General features: G+C 66.4%; 23 protein-coding genes. 13 read left to right on the plus strand and 10 right to left on the minus strand.

Features of this window, described 5'->3' with window-relative positions; all coding sequences use genetic code 11:
• The first annotated feature begins 19 nt into the window (after positions 1-19).
• Together A5775_RS19970 and A5775_RS19975 are read left to right on the plus strand one after the other, a co-directional pair.
• The gene (locus A5775_RS19970; RefSeq protein ID WP_067256193.1) at positions 20-1,237 is read left to right on the plus strand and encodes a GNAT family N-acetyltransferase; all 1,218 of its coding nucleotides are present in this window, start codon (positions 20-22) and stop codon (positions 1,235-1,237) included.
• Between the two features lie 22 nt (positions 1,238-1,259).
• The gene (locus A5775_RS19975; RefSeq protein WP_067256355.1) at positions 1,260-2,207 is read left to right on the plus strand and encodes an FAD-binding oxidoreductase; all 948 of its coding nucleotides are present in this window, start codon (positions 1,260-1,262) and stop codon (positions 2,205-2,207) included.
• 16 nt (positions 2,208-2,223) lie between these two features.
• On the opposite strand, the gene A5775_RS19980 is transcribed toward A5775_RS19975, so the two are convergent.
• The 3 genes from A5775_RS19980 to A5775_RS19990 form a co-directional block, all read right to left on the minus strand.
• Positions 2,224-2,505: a hypothetical protein gene (locus A5775_RS19980; RefSeq protein WP_067102654.1), complete on the minus strand. Its 282-nt coding sequence runs from the start codon at positions 2,503-2,505 to the stop codon at positions 2,224-2,226.
• Between the two features lie 120 nt (positions 2,506-2,625).
• Positions 2,626-3,663: an LLM class F420-dependent oxidoreductase gene (locus A5775_RS19985; RefSeq protein WP_067256358.1), complete on the minus strand. Its 1,038-nt coding sequence runs from the start codon at positions 3,661-3,663 to the stop codon at positions 2,626-2,628.
• A gap of 11 nt (positions 3,664-3,674) precedes the next feature.
• Positions 3,675-4,097 (minus strand): nuclear transport factor 2 family protein, encoded by a 423-nt coding sequence (locus A5775_RS19990; protein ID WP_067256195.1) that lies wholly within the window; start codon positions 4,095-4,097, stop codon positions 3,675-3,677.
• Positions 4,098-4,219: 122 nt separating this feature from the next.
• On the opposite strand from A5775_RS19990, the gene A5775_RS19995 reads away from it, so the two are divergent.
• The gene (locus A5775_RS19995) at positions 4,220-4,786 is read left to right on the plus strand and encodes a PadR family transcriptional regulator (protein WP_067256197.1); all 567 of its coding nucleotides are present in this window, start codon (positions 4,220-4,222) and stop codon (positions 4,784-4,786) included.
• A gap of 25 nt (positions 4,787-4,811) precedes the next feature.
• Here A5775_RS19995 and A5775_RS20000 read toward each other — a convergent pair whose 3' ends face one another.
• Complete coding sequence (locus tag A5775_RS20000; RefSeq protein WP_067256199.1) at positions 4,812-5,702, minus strand: SAM-dependent methyltransferase; 891 nt, start codon at positions 5,700-5,702, stop codon at positions 4,812-4,814.
• 122 nt (positions 5,703-5,824) lie between these two features.
• On the opposite strand from A5775_RS20000, the gene A5775_RS20005 reads away from it, so the two are divergent.
• Complete coding sequence (locus A5775_RS20005) at positions 5,825-6,580, plus strand: haloacid dehalogenase type II (RefSeq protein WP_067256201.1); 756 nt, start codon at positions 5,825-5,827, stop codon at positions 6,578-6,580.
• Between the two features lie 36 nt (positions 6,581-6,616).
• Here the strand turns inward: A5775_RS20005 and A5775_RS20010 are convergent, their stop codons facing one another.
• The gene (locus tag A5775_RS20010) at positions 6,617-7,336 is read right to left on the minus strand and encodes a CoA pyrophosphatase (RefSeq protein ID WP_067256203.1); all 720 of its coding nucleotides are present in this window, start codon (positions 7,334-7,336) and stop codon (positions 6,617-6,619) included.
• Positions 7,337-7,408: 72 nt separating this feature from the next.
• Between A5775_RS20010 and A5775_RS20015 the strand changes: the two genes are divergently transcribed.
• Both A5775_RS20015 and A5775_RS20020 read left to right on the plus strand, forming a co-directional pair.
• Positions 7,409-8,302 (plus strand): hypothetical protein, encoded by an 894-nt coding sequence (locus tag A5775_RS20015; protein ID WP_067256205.1) that lies wholly within the window; start codon positions 7,409-7,411, stop codon positions 8,300-8,302.
• Positions 8,299-8,565: a YdeI/OmpD-associated family protein gene (locus tag A5775_RS20020; protein ID WP_067256207.1), complete on the plus strand. Its 267-nt coding sequence runs from the start codon at positions 8,299-8,301 to the stop codon at positions 8,563-8,565. The genes A5775_RS20015 and A5775_RS20020 overlap by 4 nt, the downstream gene beginning before the upstream one ends.
• Positions 8,566-8,595: 30 nt before the next feature.
• Here the strand turns inward: A5775_RS20020 and A5775_RS20025 are convergent, their stop codons facing one another.
• The 3 genes from A5775_RS20025 to A5775_RS20035 all read right to left on the minus strand — a co-directional run bounded on the left by A5775_RS20025 (position 8,596) and on the right by A5775_RS20035 (position 10,553).
• The gene (locus A5775_RS20025) at positions 8,596-8,949 is read right to left on the minus strand and encodes a VOC family protein (RefSeq protein ID WP_067256209.1); all 354 of its coding nucleotides are present in this window, start codon (positions 8,947-8,949) and stop codon (positions 8,596-8,598) included.
• 72 nt (positions 8,950-9,021) lie between these two features.
• Positions 9,022-9,492 carry a hypothetical protein gene (locus A5775_RS20030; protein WP_231995226.1) on the minus strand — a complete coding sequence of 157 codons (471 nt, stop codon included), beginning with the start codon at positions 9,490-9,492 and terminating at the stop codon, positions 9,022-9,024.
• A 176-nt stretch (positions 9,493-9,668) separates the two neighbouring features.
• Positions 9,669-10,553: a cyclopropane mycolic acid synthase family methyltransferase gene (locus A5775_RS20035; RefSeq protein ID WP_067256215.1), complete on the minus strand. Its 885-nt coding sequence runs from the start codon at positions 10,551-10,553 to the stop codon at positions 9,669-9,671.
• A gap of 341 nt (positions 10,554-10,894) precedes the next feature.
• On the opposite strand from A5775_RS20035, the gene A5775_RS20040 reads away from it, so the two are divergent.
• The 3 genes from A5775_RS20040 (at position 10,895) to A5775_RS20050 (ending at position 14,613) form a co-directional block, all read left to right on the plus strand.
• Positions 10,895-11,467: a hemerythrin domain-containing protein gene (locus A5775_RS20040; RefSeq protein WP_067256217.1), complete on the plus strand. Its 573-nt coding sequence runs from the start codon at positions 10,895-10,897 to the stop codon at positions 11,465-11,467.
• A 298-nt stretch (positions 11,468-11,765) separates the two neighbouring features.
• Positions 11,766-13,094: an MFS transporter gene (locus A5775_RS20045; protein ID WP_067256219.1), complete on the plus strand. Its 1,329-nt coding sequence runs from the start codon at positions 11,766-11,768 to the stop codon at positions 13,092-13,094.
• A 163-nt stretch (positions 13,095-13,257) separates the two neighbouring features.
• Entirely contained in the window at positions 13,258-14,613 is a 1,356-nt protein-coding gene (locus tag A5775_RS20050; protein WP_067256223.1) for a wax ester/triacylglycerol synthase family O-acyltransferase, read from the plus strand.
• Between the two features lie 35 nt (positions 14,614-14,648).
• Here the strand turns inward: A5775_RS20050 and A5775_RS20055 are convergent, their stop codons facing one another.
• Positions 14,649-15,251: a TetR/AcrR family transcriptional regulator gene (locus A5775_RS20055; protein ID WP_067256226.1), complete on the minus strand. Its 603-nt coding sequence runs from the start codon at positions 15,249-15,251 to the stop codon at positions 14,649-14,651.
• 103 nt (positions 15,252-15,354) lie between these two features.
• Here A5775_RS20055 and A5775_RS20060 point away from each other — a divergent pair, with 103 nt between their 5' ends.
• From A5775_RS20060 to A5775_RS20075, 4 genes are all read left to right on the plus strand, one after another.
• Positions 15,355-16,533 carry a spirocyclase AveC family protein gene (locus A5775_RS20060; RefSeq protein WP_067256228.1) on the plus strand — a complete coding sequence of 393 codons (1,179 nt, stop codon included), beginning with the start codon at positions 15,355-15,357 and terminating at the stop codon, positions 16,531-16,533.
• Positions 16,534-17,355, plus strand: a complete 822-nt coding sequence (locus tag A5775_RS20065) for a CbbQ/NirQ/NorQ/GpvN family protein (protein WP_067256231.1) — start codon at positions 16,534-16,536, stop codon at positions 17,353-17,355.
• Positions 17,355-19,034 carry a nitric oxide reductase activation protein NorD gene (locus tag A5775_RS20070; RefSeq protein ID WP_067256233.1) on the plus strand — a complete coding sequence of 560 codons (1,680 nt, stop codon included), beginning with the start codon at positions 17,355-17,357 and terminating at the stop codon, positions 19,032-19,034. Before A5775_RS20065 ends, A5775_RS20070 begins: the two co-directional genes overlap by 1 nt.
• A gap of 77 nt (positions 19,035-19,111) precedes the next feature.
• Positions 19,112-20,329: a cytochrome P450 gene (locus tag A5775_RS20075; RefSeq protein ID WP_067256236.1), complete on the plus strand. Its 1,218-nt coding sequence runs from the start codon at positions 19,112-19,114 to the stop codon at positions 20,327-20,329.
• Between the two features lie 21 nt (positions 20,330-20,350).
• On the opposite strand, the gene A5775_RS20080 is transcribed toward A5775_RS20075, so the two are convergent.
• Positions 20,351-20,770: an ATP-binding protein gene (locus tag A5775_RS20080; protein ID WP_197512769.1), complete on the minus strand. Its 420-nt coding sequence runs from the start codon at positions 20,768-20,770 to the stop codon at positions 20,351-20,353.
• Position 20,771 lies beyond the last annotated feature (1 nt).

Consider the following 20,771-nt stretch of genomic DNA (forward strand, 5'->3'; position numbering starts at 1 on the left):
AACGCGACATGATGGCGTCATGGCCACCGAGATCCGGGTTCTCGACAGTGAAGACGCCCTCACCGCCGCCGCGAACGTGTTTCGCACCGCCATGGTCGGGTTTCCGCCCCTCTCGGGCCTGGCGCCCGGTCAGATCACGACGCTGCTCGAGCGGGGCCGGACCGTCGGGGCATTCGCCGACGGGCAACTTGTCGGCACCGCCGACGCCGTGACGAGCCGGTTGACGCTGCCCGGCCCGGCGATCGTGGGGCATGCCGCCGTCACCCACATCGGCGTATTGCCGTGGTTCACCCGGCAAGGCATCGCCACCGAGCTGATACGACACCAGTTGCGCGACTTCGCGGCACGCGGTGAGGTGGTGACGACCTTGCGCGCCTCGGAGGCGACGATCTACGGGCGGTACGGCTATGGCGTCGCGAGCTCGTCACAATCCGTCGAGGTCCGCACGGCACGTGCGGAGCTGCGGCGCGAGGTCGGGACCGGCGGCCCGGTGCGACTGCTCGACATCGCGCAGGCGTGGGATGTGCTGTCGCGCATCTATGCCGAGAACCGTCCGCGCCGCCCGGGAACCATCGACCGTCCCCAGGTGTGGTGGCAGGGCGTCCGGCTGCGCACCGAATCCGCCTCGGGGCCCGCGTATGTCGCGGTGCACGGCGAGGCGGGATCCGAATCCGGTTTCGCCCGATACCGCCCGATCGACACCGAGCAGTGGTTCGTCAGCGACCAGCGAACCATCGTGGTGGAGGATTTCTTCGCGCCCACCACCGAGGCCTACCTGGGACTGCTGCGCTTTCTGCTCGGACTGGATCTTGTTGACCGCGTGGTGTTTTGGATGCTGCCACTCGACGACCCGCTGCCCTGGCTGATCACCGACCGGCGCGCCGTGCGGGTCACCGCGGTGCACGACGAAACCTGGCTGCGCATCATCGACGCCGAGGCAGCGCTGGCCGCCCGCGGCTATGTCGGTGACGGCGCGGTGACCATCGCGGTCAATGACCCTCTGCTACCGACGAATTCGGCTAGTTTCGCCATTGCGGGCGACGGCGCGGCGGTCACCGACCGGCGACCCGACCTCGAAGTCGAGGTCGACGGGCTGGCCGCCGTTCTGCTGGGCGGGACCACGTGGCGCGAGCTCGCCGTGGCCGGCCTGGTCCGTACCGACGATCCGGCGGCGCTTGTGGTGGCCGATCGACTGTTCGCCGTGCCCGAGGCGCCCCACGCCGGGTTCTTCTTCTGACAACACCCGGGGGGTGAAGAGCATGATCATCGTCATCGGCGCGGGGATATGCGGACTCGCGGCGGCCTACGAACTCTCGCGGCGCGGGCACGACGTGATCGTGCTGGAGCGCGGCCAGCCCTTCGGCGAGCAATCCGCCGGGCTGGCGCGGATATTCCGGATCGCGCACCGACGACCCGACCTATGCCGGTTGGCGCTGGCGGCCCGGGCGGGCTGGCAGCGTTGGGAGTCCGAGTTCGGCGCGGGACGGCTGCTGGGCCCGGAGGGCTTCGTCGCCGCCGGGGCGTGCGACGACGTTGCGGCGGCCATGACATCCGCCGGCGCGCGGTTCTCCTGGCTTGACCCGGCCGACATCGCGGCACGGATTCCCTTCGCGGTCGGGCCTTGGGAGACAGGCGTTTTCGATCCGCTCGGCGGCAGCCTGCGCATCCGCCGCGCGTTGAGCGCATTGGCGCAACGCGTCTCCATCCGGCGCGACGAGGTGCTGTCGGTGGCCGACGACGGCGCGACGACCCTCGCCAACGGCACCGTGCTGCGCGGTGAGCGGGTGCTGATCTGCGCCGGGGCACACACGCCAGATCTGTTCGGCCCGCTCGGCGTCGACTTCGTCCCGCACACCCGGTTCACCTATCGCGGTGCGGACGCGGTCGGTGCGGCGTGCCTGTCCGCGCCCGAAGGCTACGGATTACCGCTCGGCAGTACGGGCCGGTGGGCGTTCGGTCAGGACGTGGCGGACCCCGCGACGGTGCGCGCGCTGTTTCCGTCGCTTTCGCCGGTGGATCAGGTGGACTGCGTCAGTGTTCGTGCACCGTGGCTTGATTCGGGCGGCGACGGCTGGACCGTGGCGCAGCGTGGCCGTGTGCTCGCGTTCGTCGGCAGCAACCTGATGAAATTCGGTCCGCTGCTCGGTGAACTGCTGGCCCGGGCCGTGCTGTGCGACGATGTGCCCGCGGAGTTGCTTTTGGGCTAGCGAGCGCCGCCGGGCGTCAGCCGTGCGGGGCCTCAGAGATCTTGGTGTCCGGCTTCCCGAGCGTCTGGCAATACGTCGTCACGGAGAGCCGGGTTGCGGAAATCTCCACATTGGTCGGATCGGCACCGCTCTTGTCTTTGAGCATCTTGCTGACTTCGTCGTTCTGCTTCTTTTCGTCCTGCGTGGTGAAGTCTTTGCACTTTGTGTCGCCACCGGTGTTGATGACCTGTGAGGCCGAACACGCGCTGGACAGCAAGACGGAGATCGCGATCGTGGCTGCCGCAATGTACTTCATCATTGGCCTTCCTGGGTACGAGTAGTGGTATCAGTACACCAAATCTGCTGGTTTCAAACCCCATCAATCCGCGAACTGCCCCGGCCTCTGCGCCACCGATCGATAACCGGCGGCGGCCGGCACTCACATCAGCTGGCGCAACGTCTCGATCAGCTTGATCCGCTCAGCCGTCGTCGACGCGATGGGCGCCACGTTCAGCGTGGTCACCCCCGCCTCACGGAAGGCCGCCAGACGTTCCCTGACGAACTCGCGGGTTCCGATCAGGTTGACGTCGCGCACCAGGTCGTCCGGCACGACCTTGGCGGCGCCGTCTTTGTCACCGGCCAGGTAGAGCTCTTGGATCCGGTCGGCTTGCGACCCGTACCCGTACTTGGTCGCAAGGGTGTGGTAGAAGTTCTTACCCTTGGCGCCCATCCCGCCGATGTAGAGGGCCAGATGCGGTTTGACGAATTCCCTTAGCGGCTCGACGTTTTCGCCGACGGCCAGGACGGGTCCGGCATAGATGTCGAGCTCGCCCAAGGCGGGGTCCCGCTTGGCCCGGCCGGCCGCCAGCGACGTTCCCCAGACATCCTGCGCCTTTTCGGGCAGGTAGAAGATCGGTTGCCAACCCTCGGCGATCTCGGCCGCCAATTCGACGTTCTTCGGCCCCAGCGCGGCCACCAGAATCGGGATGCGTTCTCGGACAGGCTGATTGATGAGCTTGAGGGGCTTTCCCAGCCCGGTGCCCCGCTCTGGGGGCAGCGGAATCGTATAGTGCTTGCCCTGGTGCTGCACGGTCTCGCGCCGCCACACCTGGCGGCAGATGTCGATGACTTCGCGCGTCCGGCCGATCGGGGCGTCGTAGGGCACACCGTGGAAGCCCTCGATGACCTGCGGACCGGAAGCGCCCAGGCCGAGGGTGAACCGGCCGTCGGAGACGTAGTCCAGCCCGGCCGCGGTCATCGCGGTCAGAGTGGGCGTTCGGGTATAAAGCTGCAGGATGCCCGACGCCAGCTCGACCCGTTTCGTGCTGGCCGCCAGGTAGCCGAGCGCGCTCACCGCGTCGAACGAATACGCTTCGGGCACAAACACAATGTCCAGCCCGGCGCTCTCCAGGTCGGCCACTTCGGCGGCCACGTCCTTGAAGCCGCCGGCATAGTTGATGCTCAATCCAATCCGCATGGTCACTACTTCTACGCGGTGCCGGATTGATTGGCCAATTCGAGCGCCTCCTGGCGGATGCGATCGAACTGGGCACCCATCGCCTCTGACAGTGCGGTCGCGCCCGACAGCGGCCGCACCATCACCATGAAGTCGTCGATGAGTCCGTCGTCGTTGAAATGCAGGAAGTCGCACCCGGTCACCGTCACCCCCGGCGCCCCGACGATCCCGGTCTCGAAAACCAGCGCGTGGTCGCGGCCGCCTGCGTCATGGATCTCCCGGATGTAGCGGAAGTTCTCGAAGACGCGCAGCACCCCGCGCAGGATGGCCGCGGTCATCGGCTTGCCGACGTAAGGCTTGAACGCTACCGGGCTGGTGAACACCACCGATTCGGCCAGCATCGCCTGGATGGCCGTTTCATCGCGCTCTTCGACCGCCTGGCGGAACGGGTGCATCAGCGACCTCACATAGTCAACTTGTTGAGTAGGTTGGGGTTGACGCTAAGCCCCCCGCCACATGATGTCCAGGGTGCGGTTGATCACTTTGTTGCCTAATCGCGCCGTTGTATGCTCGGCCGATGTCGCTGCGCGACGCGGTGTTGGCCGCCCTCCTCGAGGGCGAGTCGTCCGGATACGACCTGGCCAAGGGCTTCGACGCCTCGGTCGCAAACTTCTGGCCGGCCACCCCGCAGCAGCTGTATCGCGAACTGGATCGACTCGCCGAGCAGGGCCTCATCCGGGCGCGGGTCGTGCACCAAGAACGCCGGCCCACCAAGCGGATGTTCTCGCTGACGTCGGCCGGCCGTGAGGCGATCCGGCAATTCACCGCGAAGGCGCCGAAGCCCTCGGTGATCCGCGACGAGTTGCTGATCAAGGTTCAGGCCGCCGACGCCGGAGACATGCCGGCCGTGCGCGACCTCATCCACGAGCGACTGCGATGGGCAACCGCCAAATCGCAGCGCTACGAACGGTTGCGGGCGCGACTGCTCGACGGCCGCAGCGAAGAGGAATACCTGGCCTGTGTCGACCGGGTCGGCCCCTTCCTGACGCTGATCCGCGGAATCTCGTTCGAGGAGGAGAACATTCGATGGGCCGAGCGCGCCCTGGCCGTCATCGAACGGCGCTTGTCGGCGACTGGCGGGTGAGTTTGTCGGCGGTCTCGGGCAAGGTTCAGCGTTCGCGGACCGCGGTGAAGAACTTGGTGCGCATCAACCGATCGAAGACCGCCGGCAGCTCGTGAAACGGCCGTCCGTAGTCGGTGGCCGCCTTTTCGACCAAGTCGACGCCGGTGACACGCCAATACCGCTGGGCCAGAAACTCTTTGGTGTCGGTGCGCGCATCGTCATACCACAGTTCGGCCACCGGCGGGTGACCGGTGTCCTGGCTGATGGTCGGGACATTGTTCGCGAATTCCTGTACTTCGCCGGGGGCGGGACCGAGTTCGGCGGCCAGGCGGCTACCGGCAGCGGATAACTGGTGCAGCTTGTCGAACAGCGCATCCTGCGCCGCCCCTGGCAAATATGGCAGCAGTCCCTCGAGCGCCCACGCCGTCGGTTGGCCGGGGTCGAAGCCGGCCGCAATCAGCGCGCCCGCCCAGTCGTCGCGTAAATCGGTGGCGACGGTGACGCGCCCCGTCGACGGCACGGCGCCCTGACGGTCGAGGACCTGTTGCTTGAAGTCGAGCACTCGAGGCTGATCAACTTCGTAAACCGTATGACCCGAGGGCCATTGCAGTCGGTACGCCCGGGAGTCCAATCCGGCCGCCAAGATGACCGCCTGGCGCGTCCCCGATCGGGCTGCGTGGGCGAAAAACTCATCGAAGAACCGCGTCCGCACCCCCACCCACTGCGCGTTGAAGGCCGCGGCACTACTCATATCGGCGTTGTCAACGGCCGCAATCAAATTCGGCTCGCCGGCGGCGGTGACGAAGCCGGCGGCGTAGTCGTCGTTCGCCAACGGCGGCCGCAGCCCGGCGTCGAGGGCCCGCGCCGCACACACCGCCAAGGCGGTGAAGCCGACACTTGTCACGATATCCCAGGTATCCCCGGCGCTTCGGGCCACAACGGCCTCCCATCAGTCATGAACCAGGACGCTGACAGTTCGTTCGCACAGCTAACGATACCGTACGCCGTGTGCCTCGGCCGGCCGTGTCGCCGCCGCCGAACGCGACGCTAGCCTGAGGAATGACCGATTACCGCTCGCCCTCGACCGGCCGGGCAGTGCGTGCCGTTCTGTTCGATACCTTCGGAACAGTCGTCGACTGGCGATCCGGGATCGCCGCGTCAGTGCGGCACTTCGCGCAGCGCCAACACCTCAGCCTCGACCCAGGCGCGTTCGCGCTGGAATGGCGAAGCCGGTACCTGCCCTCCATGTCCGAAATCCACTCGGGCCGCCGGGAATTCGTGCCGCTGGACGTTCTGCACCGAGAAAACCTCGTCGCATCCCTCGAGAAGTTCGGCGTCAGAGCCGACGCACTGCCCGGCGACGAGGTGGAGGCGCTCGCCCGGTCGTGGCGCTGGCTGCCGCCGTGGCCGGATAGCGTCGAAGGCATCGGCGCCATGAAGCGACACGTCATTGTCGGGCCGCTGTCCAACGGCAACACCGGACTGCTGGTCGACATGGCCAAGTACGCGGGCCTGCCGTGGGATGTGGTGCTCGGTTCCGATGTCAGCAAGGCCTACAAGCCCGACCCGCGCGCGTACCGAACCCCCGCGCATTTGCTGGGCATGGAACCCGGCGAAGTGATGCTGGTTGCTGCACACACCGCCGACCTCGAGGCGGCCCGCGATAGCGGCCTGGCCACCGGTTTCGTCGCCCGCCCACAGGAGTACGGACCGGGCCAGGATCCAGGCCCGGAACCCCCGGGCGCCTGGGACGTCTCGGGCACGTCGCTGGTCGAATTGGCGCGGTCGCTGTTCGGTGCGCCGGGCCAAGCTTGACCGAGCGCCGCCGCCGTCGAACAGGCTGCGCGATAGCTACTTCCACGCAAAGACCGGTTGTTCCAGGCCGGCGACCGGGTCGTGGCGGCCTTCCAAGCCGAGCCACCGCAGCTGCAGGAGAACCGCCCCGGTGGGGGCGTGGATCAGGTCACCCCCCAACGGGATCTGCACAACCGGTCGCGGGCTCTCCGGGATGGCGATGAATCGTGGCGAATCATCACGTTGCAGTTGGTGCAGGCCCACCCGGTACACCGCGACGACCTCGGCGGGCGAGGGGTGCGGATCCAGGCGGCCGCCACCCCAGATCACCACCGGGGTAATGACATATCCGGACCGAGTCGGGTAGTCGTCGAGGAGTCCCAGCACGCTCGCCTCGGGCAATTCGACGCCGACCTCCTCGCACAGTTCCCGCAGCGCGGCATCGACCGCGGTCTCGCCGGGGTCGAGGCGGCCGCCGGGAAGTGCCCACTGCGCGGCGTGTGAGGTGAGACGAGATGCCCTGCGGCACAGCAGGAACGCCGCACCGCCCGACACGTCGACCATGCGCCCGTCGAGGCCGGCCCCCGGCAGCGGACGATCAGCATTCCACTCGTCCACCGACACCGGATCGACCCGATCCTCCCCGATGTCGGAATCGACGAGCACCACCGCGACGGCGGCGTGCCGCTTGGTCGAATCGGCGACGATTCGACGGTCATGATTTGCCAGGTTGTTCCGGATCCGCTCATGGAGTGACTGGTCGTAGGGGATGGTCACCTCTCGAGCCTAGGCCGGAGCGCTTGGGCGGCGTGCTTGGTTCCTGCCCGCAACCAATGGTTAACTGCGAGCATGCGACGACAACCGGTGCTGGCTCGACGCTTCTTCGATCGCTACGAGCCCGTGCATGCGGTGACATATTTCGCACCCGAGGCCCGGGCGGCATTGGACGCGTTGGGTTACCGCGGTTTCTGGATGGGCTACTTCGCGGCCCGCTCGGCGCCGCTGGGCATGGCGCCACCGGAGGTCGTGACCGCGGTCTTCTACAATTTCGCACCCGAACGGGTTGCCAAGGCGCTGCCGGCGGCGTGGGAGATCGCGAGCCCGCAAGCTGCGTTGCAGGCGCGGCAGGCGTCCGCGGTGGCGGCGCTGCGCCGCTATGGCCTCGGTCCGGACGAAAACGTCAGCGTGGCAGCCGAACTCGCCGGGAAGGCGGCACGCCACGCGCCGCTCGACGCTCGTCCGCTGTTCGCCGCGAACCTGGCGCTGCCCTGGCCCGCCGATCCCCTGGCCGCACTGTGGCACGCCACGACGCTGTTGCGCGAGCATCGCGGTGACGCGCACGTGGCGGTGCTGGCCGCCGCCGGGATTTCCGGCCGCGAATCCAACGTCTTGCATGCCGCGGCGGGCAACATCGCTCGCGACTACATCGCGCGCGCCCGCGATTATGACGAGTCTGCGTGGCGTCATCACGAGCAGCGCCTCGCCGAGCGGGGGTTGCTCGACGCCGGCGGGTCCCTGACCGCGGCGGGGCGCGAACTGAAGGATCACATCGAGTCGATGACCGACGCGCTTTCCTTGTCGGCGCTCGACGCGCTCAGCGACGACGAGGTCGAGAGGCTGTTCCAGGCCCTTTCCCCCATCACCCGCGCCGTGGTCGCCGGCGGCGATATCCCCGCGGCGACGCCGATGACGTTGCGTCGCGACGAATTGCACGATGACAGCGCGCATTTGGTGAGTCGATGAGCGGCCGGCGAGTACCCGGCGGGGTGGTGCACAAGCTGCCCGCCGACCTGCGCGAGGCATTGATCGCCAACGCCGCGGCGCTCGCCGCCTGGAACGACATCACGCCGTTGGCCCGAAACGAGTTCATCTGTTGGGTCGAGGATGCCAAGCAGGAGGCCACCCGGGCGCGCCGTATCCGACGCACCAAGGAGGAGTTGGAGGAGGGCAAACGCCGGCCCTGCTGCTGGCCGGGCTGCAAACACCGCGAACGCACTGGAAGGTAAACGGCCACCGGCGTTTCAATGTCCCCGCGACTAGCGGCCCAGCGGTTTGTAGAAGACCAGGCCGTTGCCCTTGTTGTCATAGACCACGGCGCGTCGTTCGTGAGCGTCGTCATAGGGGCCCTTCACGATGCCACCACCGTTGGCCTCGACAGCCTCCGCCGCGGCGTCGACGTCCGCGGTCTTGAAGCCGACCACAACCTGCCCGGGGATGGGATGGTCGACCGCGGTCGCCAGTGCCAACGTGACCGGGCCCGCATCGAGGGCCGCGAAGTGCGCCCCATCGCGAAACTTCAGCGGCATGCCCAGGGTCTCGCTGTAAAACCGGATCGACTCGTCCAAGTCGTCGGTCGACAGGATGATCATCTTTGCTTCATGCTCGCTCATGGCGCCTCCCTATGGCCGGATCGCTACCAGACTAGGCGGGGCAGGCTTCCCGGTCCGGTTCGGGGACCGCGCTCAGGCGGCGCCGGAGGAAACCGGTTGACCCTCAAGGTAATCCATGGGCGGTGCATCACCGTGTCCCGCGCCCCGGGCGGCAACCGCGGTGGCCAGCGCCGTACCGCCCTCGATGGTACCCACCACCACCACGCGGTCGTTGACCGTGAATTGCGGTGCCGCGGCGGCGGGTTGGCGACCGCGATGGGTGATCACCGTGGTGTCCGGGGTGAAGCGATAGGTCTGGGTGTACCCGTCGGCGCTGCGCATGGTCACCGAGTCCACGGTCACGGCGATCACGGTGCCCTCCTGCTTCACCGGCTGCGAGACGGCCGGCGGCCCCACATCGGCGACGACGGTTCGCTTCTCGGCGTGAACCCCGTTGAGCACCAACGCCGTCAGGCACGCTGCGCACAACAGCGAAGCGCAGACAACGTCGCACACCTTCGCTACGCCGGACATGCCGCGCCGCTGACCTCGATCGGTAGGCATCGGGGTTTGCTCAGGCGACTCCGGCATGCGGTGCTTGGCGGCCACGATCCGTCCTTCCTGCGGTTTGCGCCGAAGGACATCGACACCTAACCGGATCAGGTTGTTGCCGTGGAATTACCCGCCGTGCTACGACGGTAAACGCGGACCCCGCCGATTGGGAGGTGGACGGAGGCCTGTCAGCCCTTGGTCAGGGTGAACTGTGCGACGTCCGTGTAGCCCTCACGGAACAGGTCCGCGCAGCCGGTCAGGTACTTCATGTACCGGTCGTAGACCTCTTGGGACTGAATCGCGATGGCCTCGTCGCGGCGCGCCTCGAGCGCGGCCGCCCAGGTGTCGAGGGTGCGCGCGTAGTGCAGGCGCAGCGGCTGCACCAGCTTCACACCGAAGCCGGCACGCTGGGCGTGCTCCACGACGCCCTTGGCTTGGGGAAGGTCCCCGCCGGGGAAGATCTCGTCCATGATGAATTTCATGAACCGCAACTTCGTCATGGTGATGGGTAACCCGCGCTCGGCGAACTCCTCGTCACTGGGCTTGATGATGGTGTGCAGCATCATCACGCCGTCGGCCGGAAGCGCCTCGTAGGCCGTCTTGAAGAAATCGTCGTAGCGGTCGCGGCCGAAATGTTCAAAGGCGCCGATGGAGACGATGCGGTCGACTTTTTCGTCGAACTGCTCCCAGCCCTGCAGCAGCACCCGCTTGGACCGCTCGGACGGATGGCTGTCGAGACGCCCCTGCACGTGCGCCTGCTGATTGCGGCTCAGCGTGAGCCCGACGACGTTGACGTCATACCGCTCGATCGCGCGGACGATGGTGGTGCCCCACCCGCACCCGACGTCGAGCAATGTCATGCCTGGCCGCAATCCCAGTTTGCCCAGCGAGAGGTCGACCTTGGCGATCTGCGCCTCTTCCAGCGTCATGTCCTCGCGCTCGAAATACGCGCAACTGTAGGTGCGCGTCGGGTCCAAGAAGAGCGCGAAGAACTCGTCGGACAGGTCGTAGTGCGCTTGTACGTCCTCGAAATGCGGTTCCAAGCTGACGGCATCGCCGGGATTTTCGGACAAGGCACAACCTCTGACTTATTCATATCGGGTTTGACGGCGCGATCGAAATCGATCGCCTCACGGACGCTCCAGTGTATCCGGCCGCCTCGGCGCGCCGGACCGGCGAGTTCCCGTGCAGCGTCGGGCCGCCAAAGGGCGAAGGGCTCGCCAGATCGCTTACCTCCGCGCAAATTTGGTAATCCACTGCCGCGCAGGGCAACTCGGGCATGCACATCATTCGGGTGATCGCCGAGCCGTTATGTGGAACCCTTGGACGGGTAAGCCGACGCGGGCGTCCTTTAATGATGTCGAGCGCGTGCTAACCCGGCTGGTTGACCGGCGTGAGAGAGGCGGAGACCCCGATGGCCGACATCACCATGTTGATCCTCGCCGACCATGACTGGTTTCGCGAACAGTTCGCCCGCCTCGATTACCTTCAGGCGCAGCGGCCCGCCGACCCGACCGGGCTCGAACAGGTATGGCGACCGCTCGCCGACAAGCTCGACGTGCATGCCTACATCGAGGAAAAGATCTTCTATCCGCAGCTGCTCAAACGCGGCGGGGAGGACGCCGAAGGCGAGACCCTCGACGCCATCGGCGACCACAACGACATTCGCGACGGGGTGCGCGAGGCCGACGCGGCCGAACTCGGCACTGAGCAGTGGTGGGCGGCGGTCGGGCGGACCCGGGAGGCCAACGACGACCACATGGGCGAAGAGGAGCGCGAAGGGCTGTCGGACTTCCGCCGCAACGCCCCGATCGGCCTTCGCGAAGCGCTCGGGCGCCAATACAGCGAGTTCATGGCCGAGCACCCCACCACCGAGGGGTTGCCGATCACGGATCGCGATCCGCGTCGCTACGTCGAGCGGATGGGCGGCCCGCGGCCCAAGCCCGCGGACTGTTCGTTGCGCATCGGCAGTCTGAAGGGTCAATGACCTGCGCGCGTGACCGCAGGAACGTGACTGGGATAACCGATCTCGGCGTCGGCGGGCCATAACGCCGAGATCGCCGCTGCCGGCAACCCCGTTCTAGCTGGTGTTTGTCGCGCGCGATCGAACGCGCGCACGGCCAAGCCGGATCGCCGCGATAGCCGTCGGCCGTCCGACGTCGGGCGTGTGAAGCCCACCCCGGCGGTTGTCCCTGAGAAAGTTGTGGGTAAGTCTTGATTCGATGGGTATTCGCCGCCGCCGGAGGAAATGGGCACGTAACGAAATCAGGGTCGCCGATCCAGCGATGCGTCGGACCATCATGGGCACCGCGATCGGGAACTTCATGGAGTGGTACGACTTCGGCGTCTACGGCTACATCGCGACCACGATCGCCCAGGTGTTCTATCCCGGCAAGAGCGTCAGCGGAGTCCACCTGATCGCGACCTTCGGCACGCTCGCGGCGGCATTCGTCGTGCGTCCGCTCGGCGGGTTCATCTTCGGTCCGCTGGGCGACCGGATCGGACGCCACCGGGTTCTGGTGGTCACCATCCTGATGATGACGGTGAGCACGACCGTGACCGGCCTGCTGCCCACCTATAGCACCATCGGCATCTGGGCGCCGATCCTGCTCGTCCTCGCACGGGTATTCCAGGGCCTGTCGACCGGTGGCGAATACGTCGGCGCAATGACCTATCTCGTCGAGCAGGCCCCCGACAATAAGCGCGGCATGATGGTCGGGTTCTTGCCGATGGGCAATCTGGTGGGGTTCGTCCTGGCCGGCTTGCTGGTGACCGGGCTGCAGACCTGGCTGCCCGAGGACGCCATGCTGACCTACGGCTGGCGGATTCCGCTGCTGTTGGGCTTGCCTTTCGGCCTGGTCGCGCTGTTTTTGCGGCTCCGGCTCGAGGAGTCATCGGCCTACCAAAGCGCCCACGACGACGCGCAGTCGGGCGACCAGGGCCGCCAGCCCATCCGGCGCACCATCGTCGAGCAGTGGCGGCCGATGCTGATCTGCGCGGCGCTGGTGCTGACCTCTCAGGTCGCCGACTTCATGCTCACCGGCTATTTGCCGACGTATTTGCGGCTCTTTGTGCGCGTACGCCACACCGCCGGACTGGTCATGATCGTGTCCACGCTGGCGATCCTGATGGTCACCGTGGTGCTCGTGGCCGCGTTGTCCGATCGCATCGGCGTCAAACCCATCATGTGGACCGGCTGCGGCTTGCTGATCGTGGCCTCGATCCCGGCGTTCCTGCTCATCCGTTTCGGCGGCATTTATCCGGTGATCTTCATCGGCGTGCTGCTGGTCGGGCTGATGGAACTGTGCTTCGACAGCACCGGGCCGGCCATGCTGCCGGCGCTGTTTCCCACAAATGTGCGCTACGGGGCGCTGGCCATCTCCTACAACATCTCGATCTCGCTCGTCGGCGGCATCACCCCGCTGATCGCCCAGGCGCTGGTATCGGGCACCGGGAACGTGATGGTGCCGGCCTACATGCTGATCTTCGGCGGCGTGGTGGGTGCGATCACGTTGCTGTTCACCCCCGAAGTCGCCGGCAAGCCGTTGCCGGGCTCCGGGCCCGCGGTCGAGACCGAGCGGGAGGCGCGCGCGCTCGCCGACGACGTCCGCTAGCGAGATGTGCTGACATCGATCACCGCGCGTTGGGCGGTGGGCCGGTAACCCGTCGGTCAGGTACGTCGGTTCATTTGAGTGTGGCCGGCGCCCGGTTGGGTTACTAGGAGGTAGGCCGTCTATGCGGTGGGCGGCGCGACGACAACAGTTGGGGGCGACATCCATGGAACCGATATCACCGACGGATGCGTTGTTCCTGATCGGCGAGTCACGCGAACATCCGATGCACGTGGGCTCGCTACAGCTCTTCGAACCCCCCGAGGATGCCGGACCCCATTTCGTGCGCGACAGCTATCAGGCGATGCTCGGGTGCACGGACGTGCAACCGGCCTTCAGCAAACGTCCGGCCTTCTTCGGCGGCATCACCAACGTCGCATGGACCCTCGACAAGGACGTCGAGCTCGACTACCACCTTCGCCGTTCCGCGCTGCCGGAACCGGGACGGGTCCGGGACCTGTTGGAGCTGGTCTCCCGGCTGCACGGCAGCCTGCTCGACCGGCACCGCCCGATGTGGGAAGCCCACCTGGTCGAAGGCCTGCAGGACGGGCGGTACGCCGTGTACACGAAGTATCACCACTCCCTCATGGACGGCGTCTCGGCGCTTCGCCTGTTGCAGCGGGCCTTCACGCCCGATCCGGACGATGACCAGGTGCGGGTCCCGTGGAACCTGGCCCCGCGCGAGCGCGGCGGACGTAAACGCCCGTCCCTTTTCGAGCGGGCCGGCCGCACCGCGGGGTCGGCGCTGGCGTTGGCGCCGTCCACGCTGAAGCTCGCGCGGGCCGCGCTGCTCGAACAACAACTCACCCTTCCGTTCCAGGCGCCGCGGTCGATGTTCAACGTCCGGATCGGCGGCGCGCGGCGGGTGGCCGCGCAGTCGTGGGCGTTGGAGCGCGTCAACGCGGTCAAGGCGGCCGCCGGCGTCACGGTCAATGACGTGATACTCGCCATGTGCGCCGGGGCCCTGCGGGCCTATCTGCTGGATCAGAACGCCCTGCCGGACGCCCCGCTGACCGCGATGGTCCCGGTCAATCTGCGCAAGGACGACGACGACAGCGGCGGGAACATGGTCGGCACCTTTTTGTGCAACCTCGCCACCGACCTCGACGACCCGGCGAAACGCCTCGAGACCATCAGCGCATCCATCCGCGACACCAAGGAGGTGTTCTGGCAGCTGCCGCCGGTTCAGCAGTTGGCCCTGTCGGCCTTCAACATCGGCGGATTGTTCTTCGGGCTGATCCCCGGTTATCTTTCCGCGGCCTCTCCGCCGTTCAACATCGTCATTTCGAACGTGTCGACGGGCGGCTCGGAGCAGCTGTACTGGCGTGGCGCCCGCTTGGCCGGAAACTATCCGTTGTCCATCCCTCTCGACGGCCAGGCGGTCAACATCACGGTGACCAACAACGCCGACAACCTCGACTTCGGCCTGGTTGGCTGCCGCCGCAGCGTCCCGCACCTGCAGCGAATGCTCGGTCACCTGGAGGCGTCACTGAAGGAATTGGAGATCGCCACCGGAGTCTGAGACGCGTTGCGCCGAAGCGCTTTTCGTGTCGAGGCTCAGGGCAGTTTGATCACCGAGACGTACATCTCCACAATCGGCCGGAAGAGGTCGACGTCATCGAGTTGGCTGCCCAACACGACCGAGTCGCTGGTGGCGACGAGAACCTGGGCGAACGTCGATGCGGGGATCAGCAACGTGCCGCCGAGCCGGTCTATGCCCGCCACGATGAACTTTGCCAGCGCCTCGACGGCCTCTGATCTCTTGGCGGCCACGCGTTCCCGCGCGTCGGGGTTGCGCAGCAGGTAGAGCATGAACTCGTGACCCAGCGCTGCGTGCTCCGCCCCGCGGTCGCGGCTGAGCTGGCTCCAGCGCTTGGCGATCTCATCGAGTTCGCGCGCACCGATCTGCGTTGCCGGGGCCATCACTTCGGTGAAGTTGACAAAGTACCGACGCCAGTAGCGATCACTGACCGCCAAAAAGAGATCTTCCTTAGTCGAAAAGTGTTTGTAGATCGCGCCTTTCGTGTAGCCGGCGGCGTGGGCAATATCGTCGAGCGTCGCCGCGACGAAACCCTTTTCGCCGAAGACTTCCTCGGCGGCGTCGATCAGGAGTGAGCGAGTGTGCTCCAGGCGACGCTCTCGCGTCCAACGCTCAACCATGCGCCAGATTCTGCCAGAGCTTGCGAGAAGCTATTCCGTTTCCCAGATACTCATGAGTATATTGCTCGGAGCGTGGAATGCCGACCGGGAGGACACCAGCGTCATGAGCGATCTCGCTAACAAGAACCAAGCCTCGTCTGTCACCGAGTCACTGCCCGGCGCCGCCGAACTGGGTGCGCAGAGTCAGTCCCCGGTGAAGCCGATCAAAGTGTGGGCCGTGGCCGGTGGCGCGCTCCTGGCTCTCCAGCTATACGTGTGGATCCGCTGGATCACCGGCCCCTACTTCGAGCGGGTGCCCTCGGGGCCGAGCGAGCCACCGATGTACATGAAGGTGCCGCTCATGGCGAACGCGGTGGTTCTGTGGATCGCCCTGCCGGTTGTCCTGTGGTGGTTCTTCATCAGGCCGTGGCGGCGCGAGCGGCGAATCACGCTGGACGGCATGCTCGTGGTGTCGATGGGCCTGATGTTCTTCCAGGATCCGTTGCTGAACTACTTCAACACGTGGTGTACCTACAACACCTGGCTGTTCAACCGAGGCTCGTGGTCGTCGAACATCCCGGGGTGGGTCTCCCCGGAGGAACCGGGCCATCAGGTGGCCGAGCCCCTCTTGACCAACGCGCCGGGTTACGCATATGGCGTCCTGCTGATCACGATCGTCGGGTGTTGGATCATGCGCAAAATCAAGACGCGCTGGCCGAACATCAGCAATCTTCGGTTGGTCCTCGTCACTTACGCTCTCGCATTCGTGTTCGACTTCGTCATGGAGGGTCTGGTCCTGCTACCGATCGGCTTCTACACCTACCCCGGTGCCATCAGGTCCGTTTCGATCAACGCCGACACCTACTACCAATGGCCGGTCTACGAAGGCCTGATGTGGGGTGGCGTGCAGGCGGCGCTGTGCTGTCTGCGCTTCTTCACCGACGATCGTGGCCGCACCGTCGTCGAGCGCGGATTGGACCACGTTCGGGGCGGATTGGCGCGACAGCAGTTCACTCGGTTTCTGGCGATCTTCGCCGGCGTCAGCGCGTGCTTCTTCTTCTTCTACAACGTGCCCGCGCAATGGATCGGAATGCACGCCGACCCGTGGCCGCAAGACCACCAGAAGCGTTCGTACTTCAACGGCGGAATCTGCGGCGACGGGACGGACACGCCATGCCCGAACCCCGGTCTGCCGATACCCACCAAGCGCTCCGGGTATGTCGATGTGCACGGCCACCTCGTCCTTCCGCCGGGCGGCCAGCTGCCCGACGTCATCCCCTTCGAGCGGGCGCCAGGACACTAGGTGCTGACGAACTCCGAGCCCGCCGCCGTCCGTGCCGCTTCGGAGGCGCCGTTCTATCGGCCCGCCGGCGATGAGGTGGAGGTCTTTCGCGCGGCGGCAGGTCGCGGCCTGCCGGTCTTGCTGAAGGGGCCGACGGGATGCGGCAAGACGCGGTTCGTGGAGGCGATGGCCCATGCGCTGGGTCGCAATTTGATCACCGTCGCGGCCCACGAAGACATGACGTCGGCCGACCTGGTCGGACGTTTTCTTCTCAAAGGGGGAGAAACGATCTGGGTGGATGGGCCGTTGACCCGGGCCGTCCGCGAAGGCGCGATCTGCTACCTGGACGAAATCGTCGAGGCGCGCCAGGACACCACGGTGGTCATCCATCCGCTCGCCGATCATCGCCGCGAGCTTCTGGTCGACCGCCTGGGGACGACGGTGCCTGCGGCACCGGGGTTTCAACTGGTCATCTCCTACAATCCCGGGTACCAAAGCGTGCTGAAGAACATCAAGGAGTCGACGCGGCAGCGATTCGTGGCGATCGAGCTCGGTTTCCCGTCCGTTGACGCCGAGACGGAAGTCGTTGCCCACGAGGCGGGAATCGACGCTGCGACGGCGCGCGCTCTGGTCACGGTCGGCAACGCGATCCGACAGCTCGACGGTTCACCGCTACGCGAAGTGTCGTCCACCCGCATGCTGATCCTGGCCGGCAGCCTGGCCGCCGAAGGACTCAACCTGCGCAGCGCCGTCCAGGCGGCGATCGTCCGGATCCTGTCCGATGATCGGGAGGTCATCGCCGCGCTCGGCGAGCTCGTCGACTCACTCCTGCCCACGATGTGATGACGTCGGATTCCGTTGCCCCGCAACGGTATCGGTTTCTTGCCACCCACATCGCCGGCCGGTCCGTCGACGTCGTCGAAGCGGCGGCCGGCCAGGATGCCTACACGAACGGCGAGGTCATCTTCGTCCCGGCGGACGGCTCCGCCGCGCAGCAGCGCCGGCAGGTGCTGGTCCAGAGCGCGCTGCTCGGCGCGGGCAGCCTGGATCGCCGATGGGTGAAGCGGCTGCGGGCGCGCCCGGCCGTCGCGCGCCGCTACCTCGCCCTGGAAGGCCACCGGGTGCTGGCGGAACTCGCCCGCACGGTTCCGCTGGCGGCGGCGCTTCGCCTCGACGGAGCACCCTGTACCGTAAGCCCGGATGAGTCCCTCGAGATAGCCAGGGGCACAAGCGCAATCGCAGACCCTCCGGAGTGGTTCGGCGTCATCCGCCCAGCGCAGCTCCTGTCCTCTTCCGCCGGCCGGGCCACGCCTGCCACGGATACGGATCTCCAGAGGGCGATCGAGCTCGTCGTCGCACGGGAGACCGACGACGAGGACGACCACCCCGGCGAGGAAAGCAAGGTCCTCAAGCTGTTCGACAACCCGCTGTTCAGTTCACGAGCCCTCATGGACTTTCTCCGAAAACTGTTGGGCGAGGCGCCGTCGCGCGGTGACGACTCTTCGGGCGGGGAGTTTGCGGCCCGCGCGATCCGGCCGGCGCGAACGGTCAGCCCGACTGCACGTCCACTGCCGACACGCATCAATTTCGTCGATGGCAGGCCCGGCGCGGCATTGGGCATCGGCGGTGCCCTGCACCCGGAGTGGGACGTCTTCAACAATCGCTATCGGGCGGACTGGTGCCGGGTGATTGATTTTCCACTCACCGAGCCCACCCACATCTCGTCGGCGAAGGTGTCGCGCGACGACGAGCTACGGCGACGACTGGCGCGCGTCGGCCTGGGACCCAGGCTCCTGCGGGCGCGCGCCGACGGCGACGACATCGACATCGAGGCACTCGTCGACCTCTTCATCGACCTGCGCTCCGGCTGTTCACCCACGGAGGCCATCTACACCCAGCGTCGCGATCTCGTTCGAAACCTCGGCGTCCTCATTCTCCTCGACGCCTCCGGATCGGCCACCGACGCCGACCCACAGGGGAACACCGTCCACGATCACCAGCGACGTGCGGCGGCAACGGTGGCGATGACCCTGGAGGAACTCGGCGACCGCGTGGCCGTCTATGCGTTTCGATCCCACGGGCGGCATGCCGTGCACCTGCCGGCGATCAAAACGTTCGGGCAGCGCTTCGGCGCCCCGCAACGCGCGCGGCTCAATCAGCTTGAGCCGTCGGGCTATACCCGCCTCGGAGCGGCGATCCGCGGGGCGGGCGAGATTCTCAACGCTCAAGCCGGCACACCAAACCGGCTGCTTCTCGTCTTGTCAGACGGGTGCCCCTATGACGACGGCTACGACGGTCGTTACGCGGAAGCCGACGCGAACAAGGCGCTCGAAGAACTCCGCCGCGATGGTGTCGCCTGTCTGTGCCTTTCCATCGGGAGTACCACCGCCGCCGACTCGCTCGAACGCGTCTTCGGCTCCGCCAGCTACGTCAGCGCCGCGACCTTGACCGAAGTGAGCCCGCGGATGGACGAGATGTTCGTGACGGCGTTACGCGAGCGCGCTTCGCCGAGACCGATGTGAGAGGCGTCGTTCTACCACGGTACCTACTGTAAGGTCCACGGTAAGATCGCGCGTGCCGCTTCGGGGAAGGGTGAGCCATGCCAAGCACCGTTGATACCCGCAATCAATTGCGGCCCGACGTCGATCTGACCGACGGCGCCTTCTACGCGGGGGACTCGCGACCGACATATCGGTGGATGCGCGAGAACGAGCCGGTGTTTCGGGACCGCAATGGGCTGGCCGCCGCCGCGACGTATCAGGCGGTGATCGACGCCGAGCGGGCGCCGGAGCTGTTCTCCAACGCCGGCGGTATCCGGCCCGACCAGGACGCGCCGCCCATGATGATCGCCATGGATGACCCCGCTCACCTGTTGCGGCGCAAGCTGGTCAATGCGGGCTTCACCCGTAAACGCGTCAAGGACAGGGAGCCCTCGATCGGTGCGCTGTGCGACGCGCTGATCGACAACGTCTGCGAACGCGGCGAATGCGACTTCGTCTGGGACCTTGCCGCCCCCCTTCCGATGGCGGTCATCGGCGACATGCTCGGAGTGCTGCCCGAAGAGCGACAGATGTTCCTGCGCTGGTCCGACGACATGGTCACGATGCTCAGCAGCACGACCGCGCAAGAGGACTTTCAGGTCTCCATCGACGCCTTCGCCGCCTACACCGAATACATGACGAGCATGATCGCGGCGCGCAGGGCCGAGCCCACCGATGACTTGGTCAGCGTGCTGGTGCATTCGGAGGTCGACGGCGAGAAGCTGGCCGACCACGAGATCGTGACCGAGGTCTTGCTATTGCTCATCGGCGGCGACGAGACCACCCGGCACACGCTGTCCGGCGGCACCGCCCAAATCCTGCGCCACCCGCAGCAGCACCGCCAACTGGTCAACGATGTGGCGTTGCTGCCCAATGCGATCGAAGAGATGCTGAGGTGGACCGCACCCGTCAAGAACATGGCCCGCACCATGACCGCCGATCTCAAGTTCCACGGCACGCAGCTCGAGCAGGGCGAGAAGATCATCTTGCTTTTCGAATCGGCGAACTTCGACGAGGCGGTGTTCGGTGATCCCGATCGCTTCCGAATTGACCGCTACCCCAACAACCATCTGGCATTCGGCTTTGGGACCCACTTTTGTCTGGGCAACCAGCTGGCGCGCCTGGAGCTGTCGATGATGCTCGAAAGGTTGCTGAAACGGCTCCCCGACATGGAGCTGGCGTCCGAGGACCCGCTGCCGCTGCGGCCGGCCAACTTCGTCAGCGGCCTGGAAAACATGCCGGTCAAGTTCACGCCCTCGGCGCCGTTGGGCGGCTGACCTCGGCATGCTCGGTGAAAGTTATTGTCCCCCAGCGCCGTCGGCGTCGGTCGCGTAGTCCAAGTAGACGCTGGTGCCGTTGGGGCGAGCATGGATGGTGCAGTGGTTGGCAAGGTTGTGCATCAGCGTGATGCCGCGCGAGGCGCGGGGGTCGTTGGTCTGCCTCGACGGAGGCTTGCGCCAACTTCCGCGATCACTGACGCACACCCGGATTGACTCGGCGCCGGGATCGTAGCTGGCCTGCAGTTTCATTCCGCCGGCCTGGGGAGAGGAGCGGTAGGCGTGCTCGACGCAGTTGGCCAGCGCTTCGTTGACTCCCAAAACGACGTCCTCACGAATGTCTTCCGGCGCGTGCACCTCCTGCCGCAGCCACCGCTGCAGGGCATGGCGCCACTCCGCCGCCGTATCGGGGCGGGCGGTGCCGGCGAGCGTCAAACGCACC

The organism is Mycobacterium sp. 852002-10029_SCH5224772, assembly GCF_001667315.1.
GTDB lineage: Bacteria > Actinomycetota > Actinomycetes > Mycobacteriales > Mycobacteriaceae > Mycobacterium.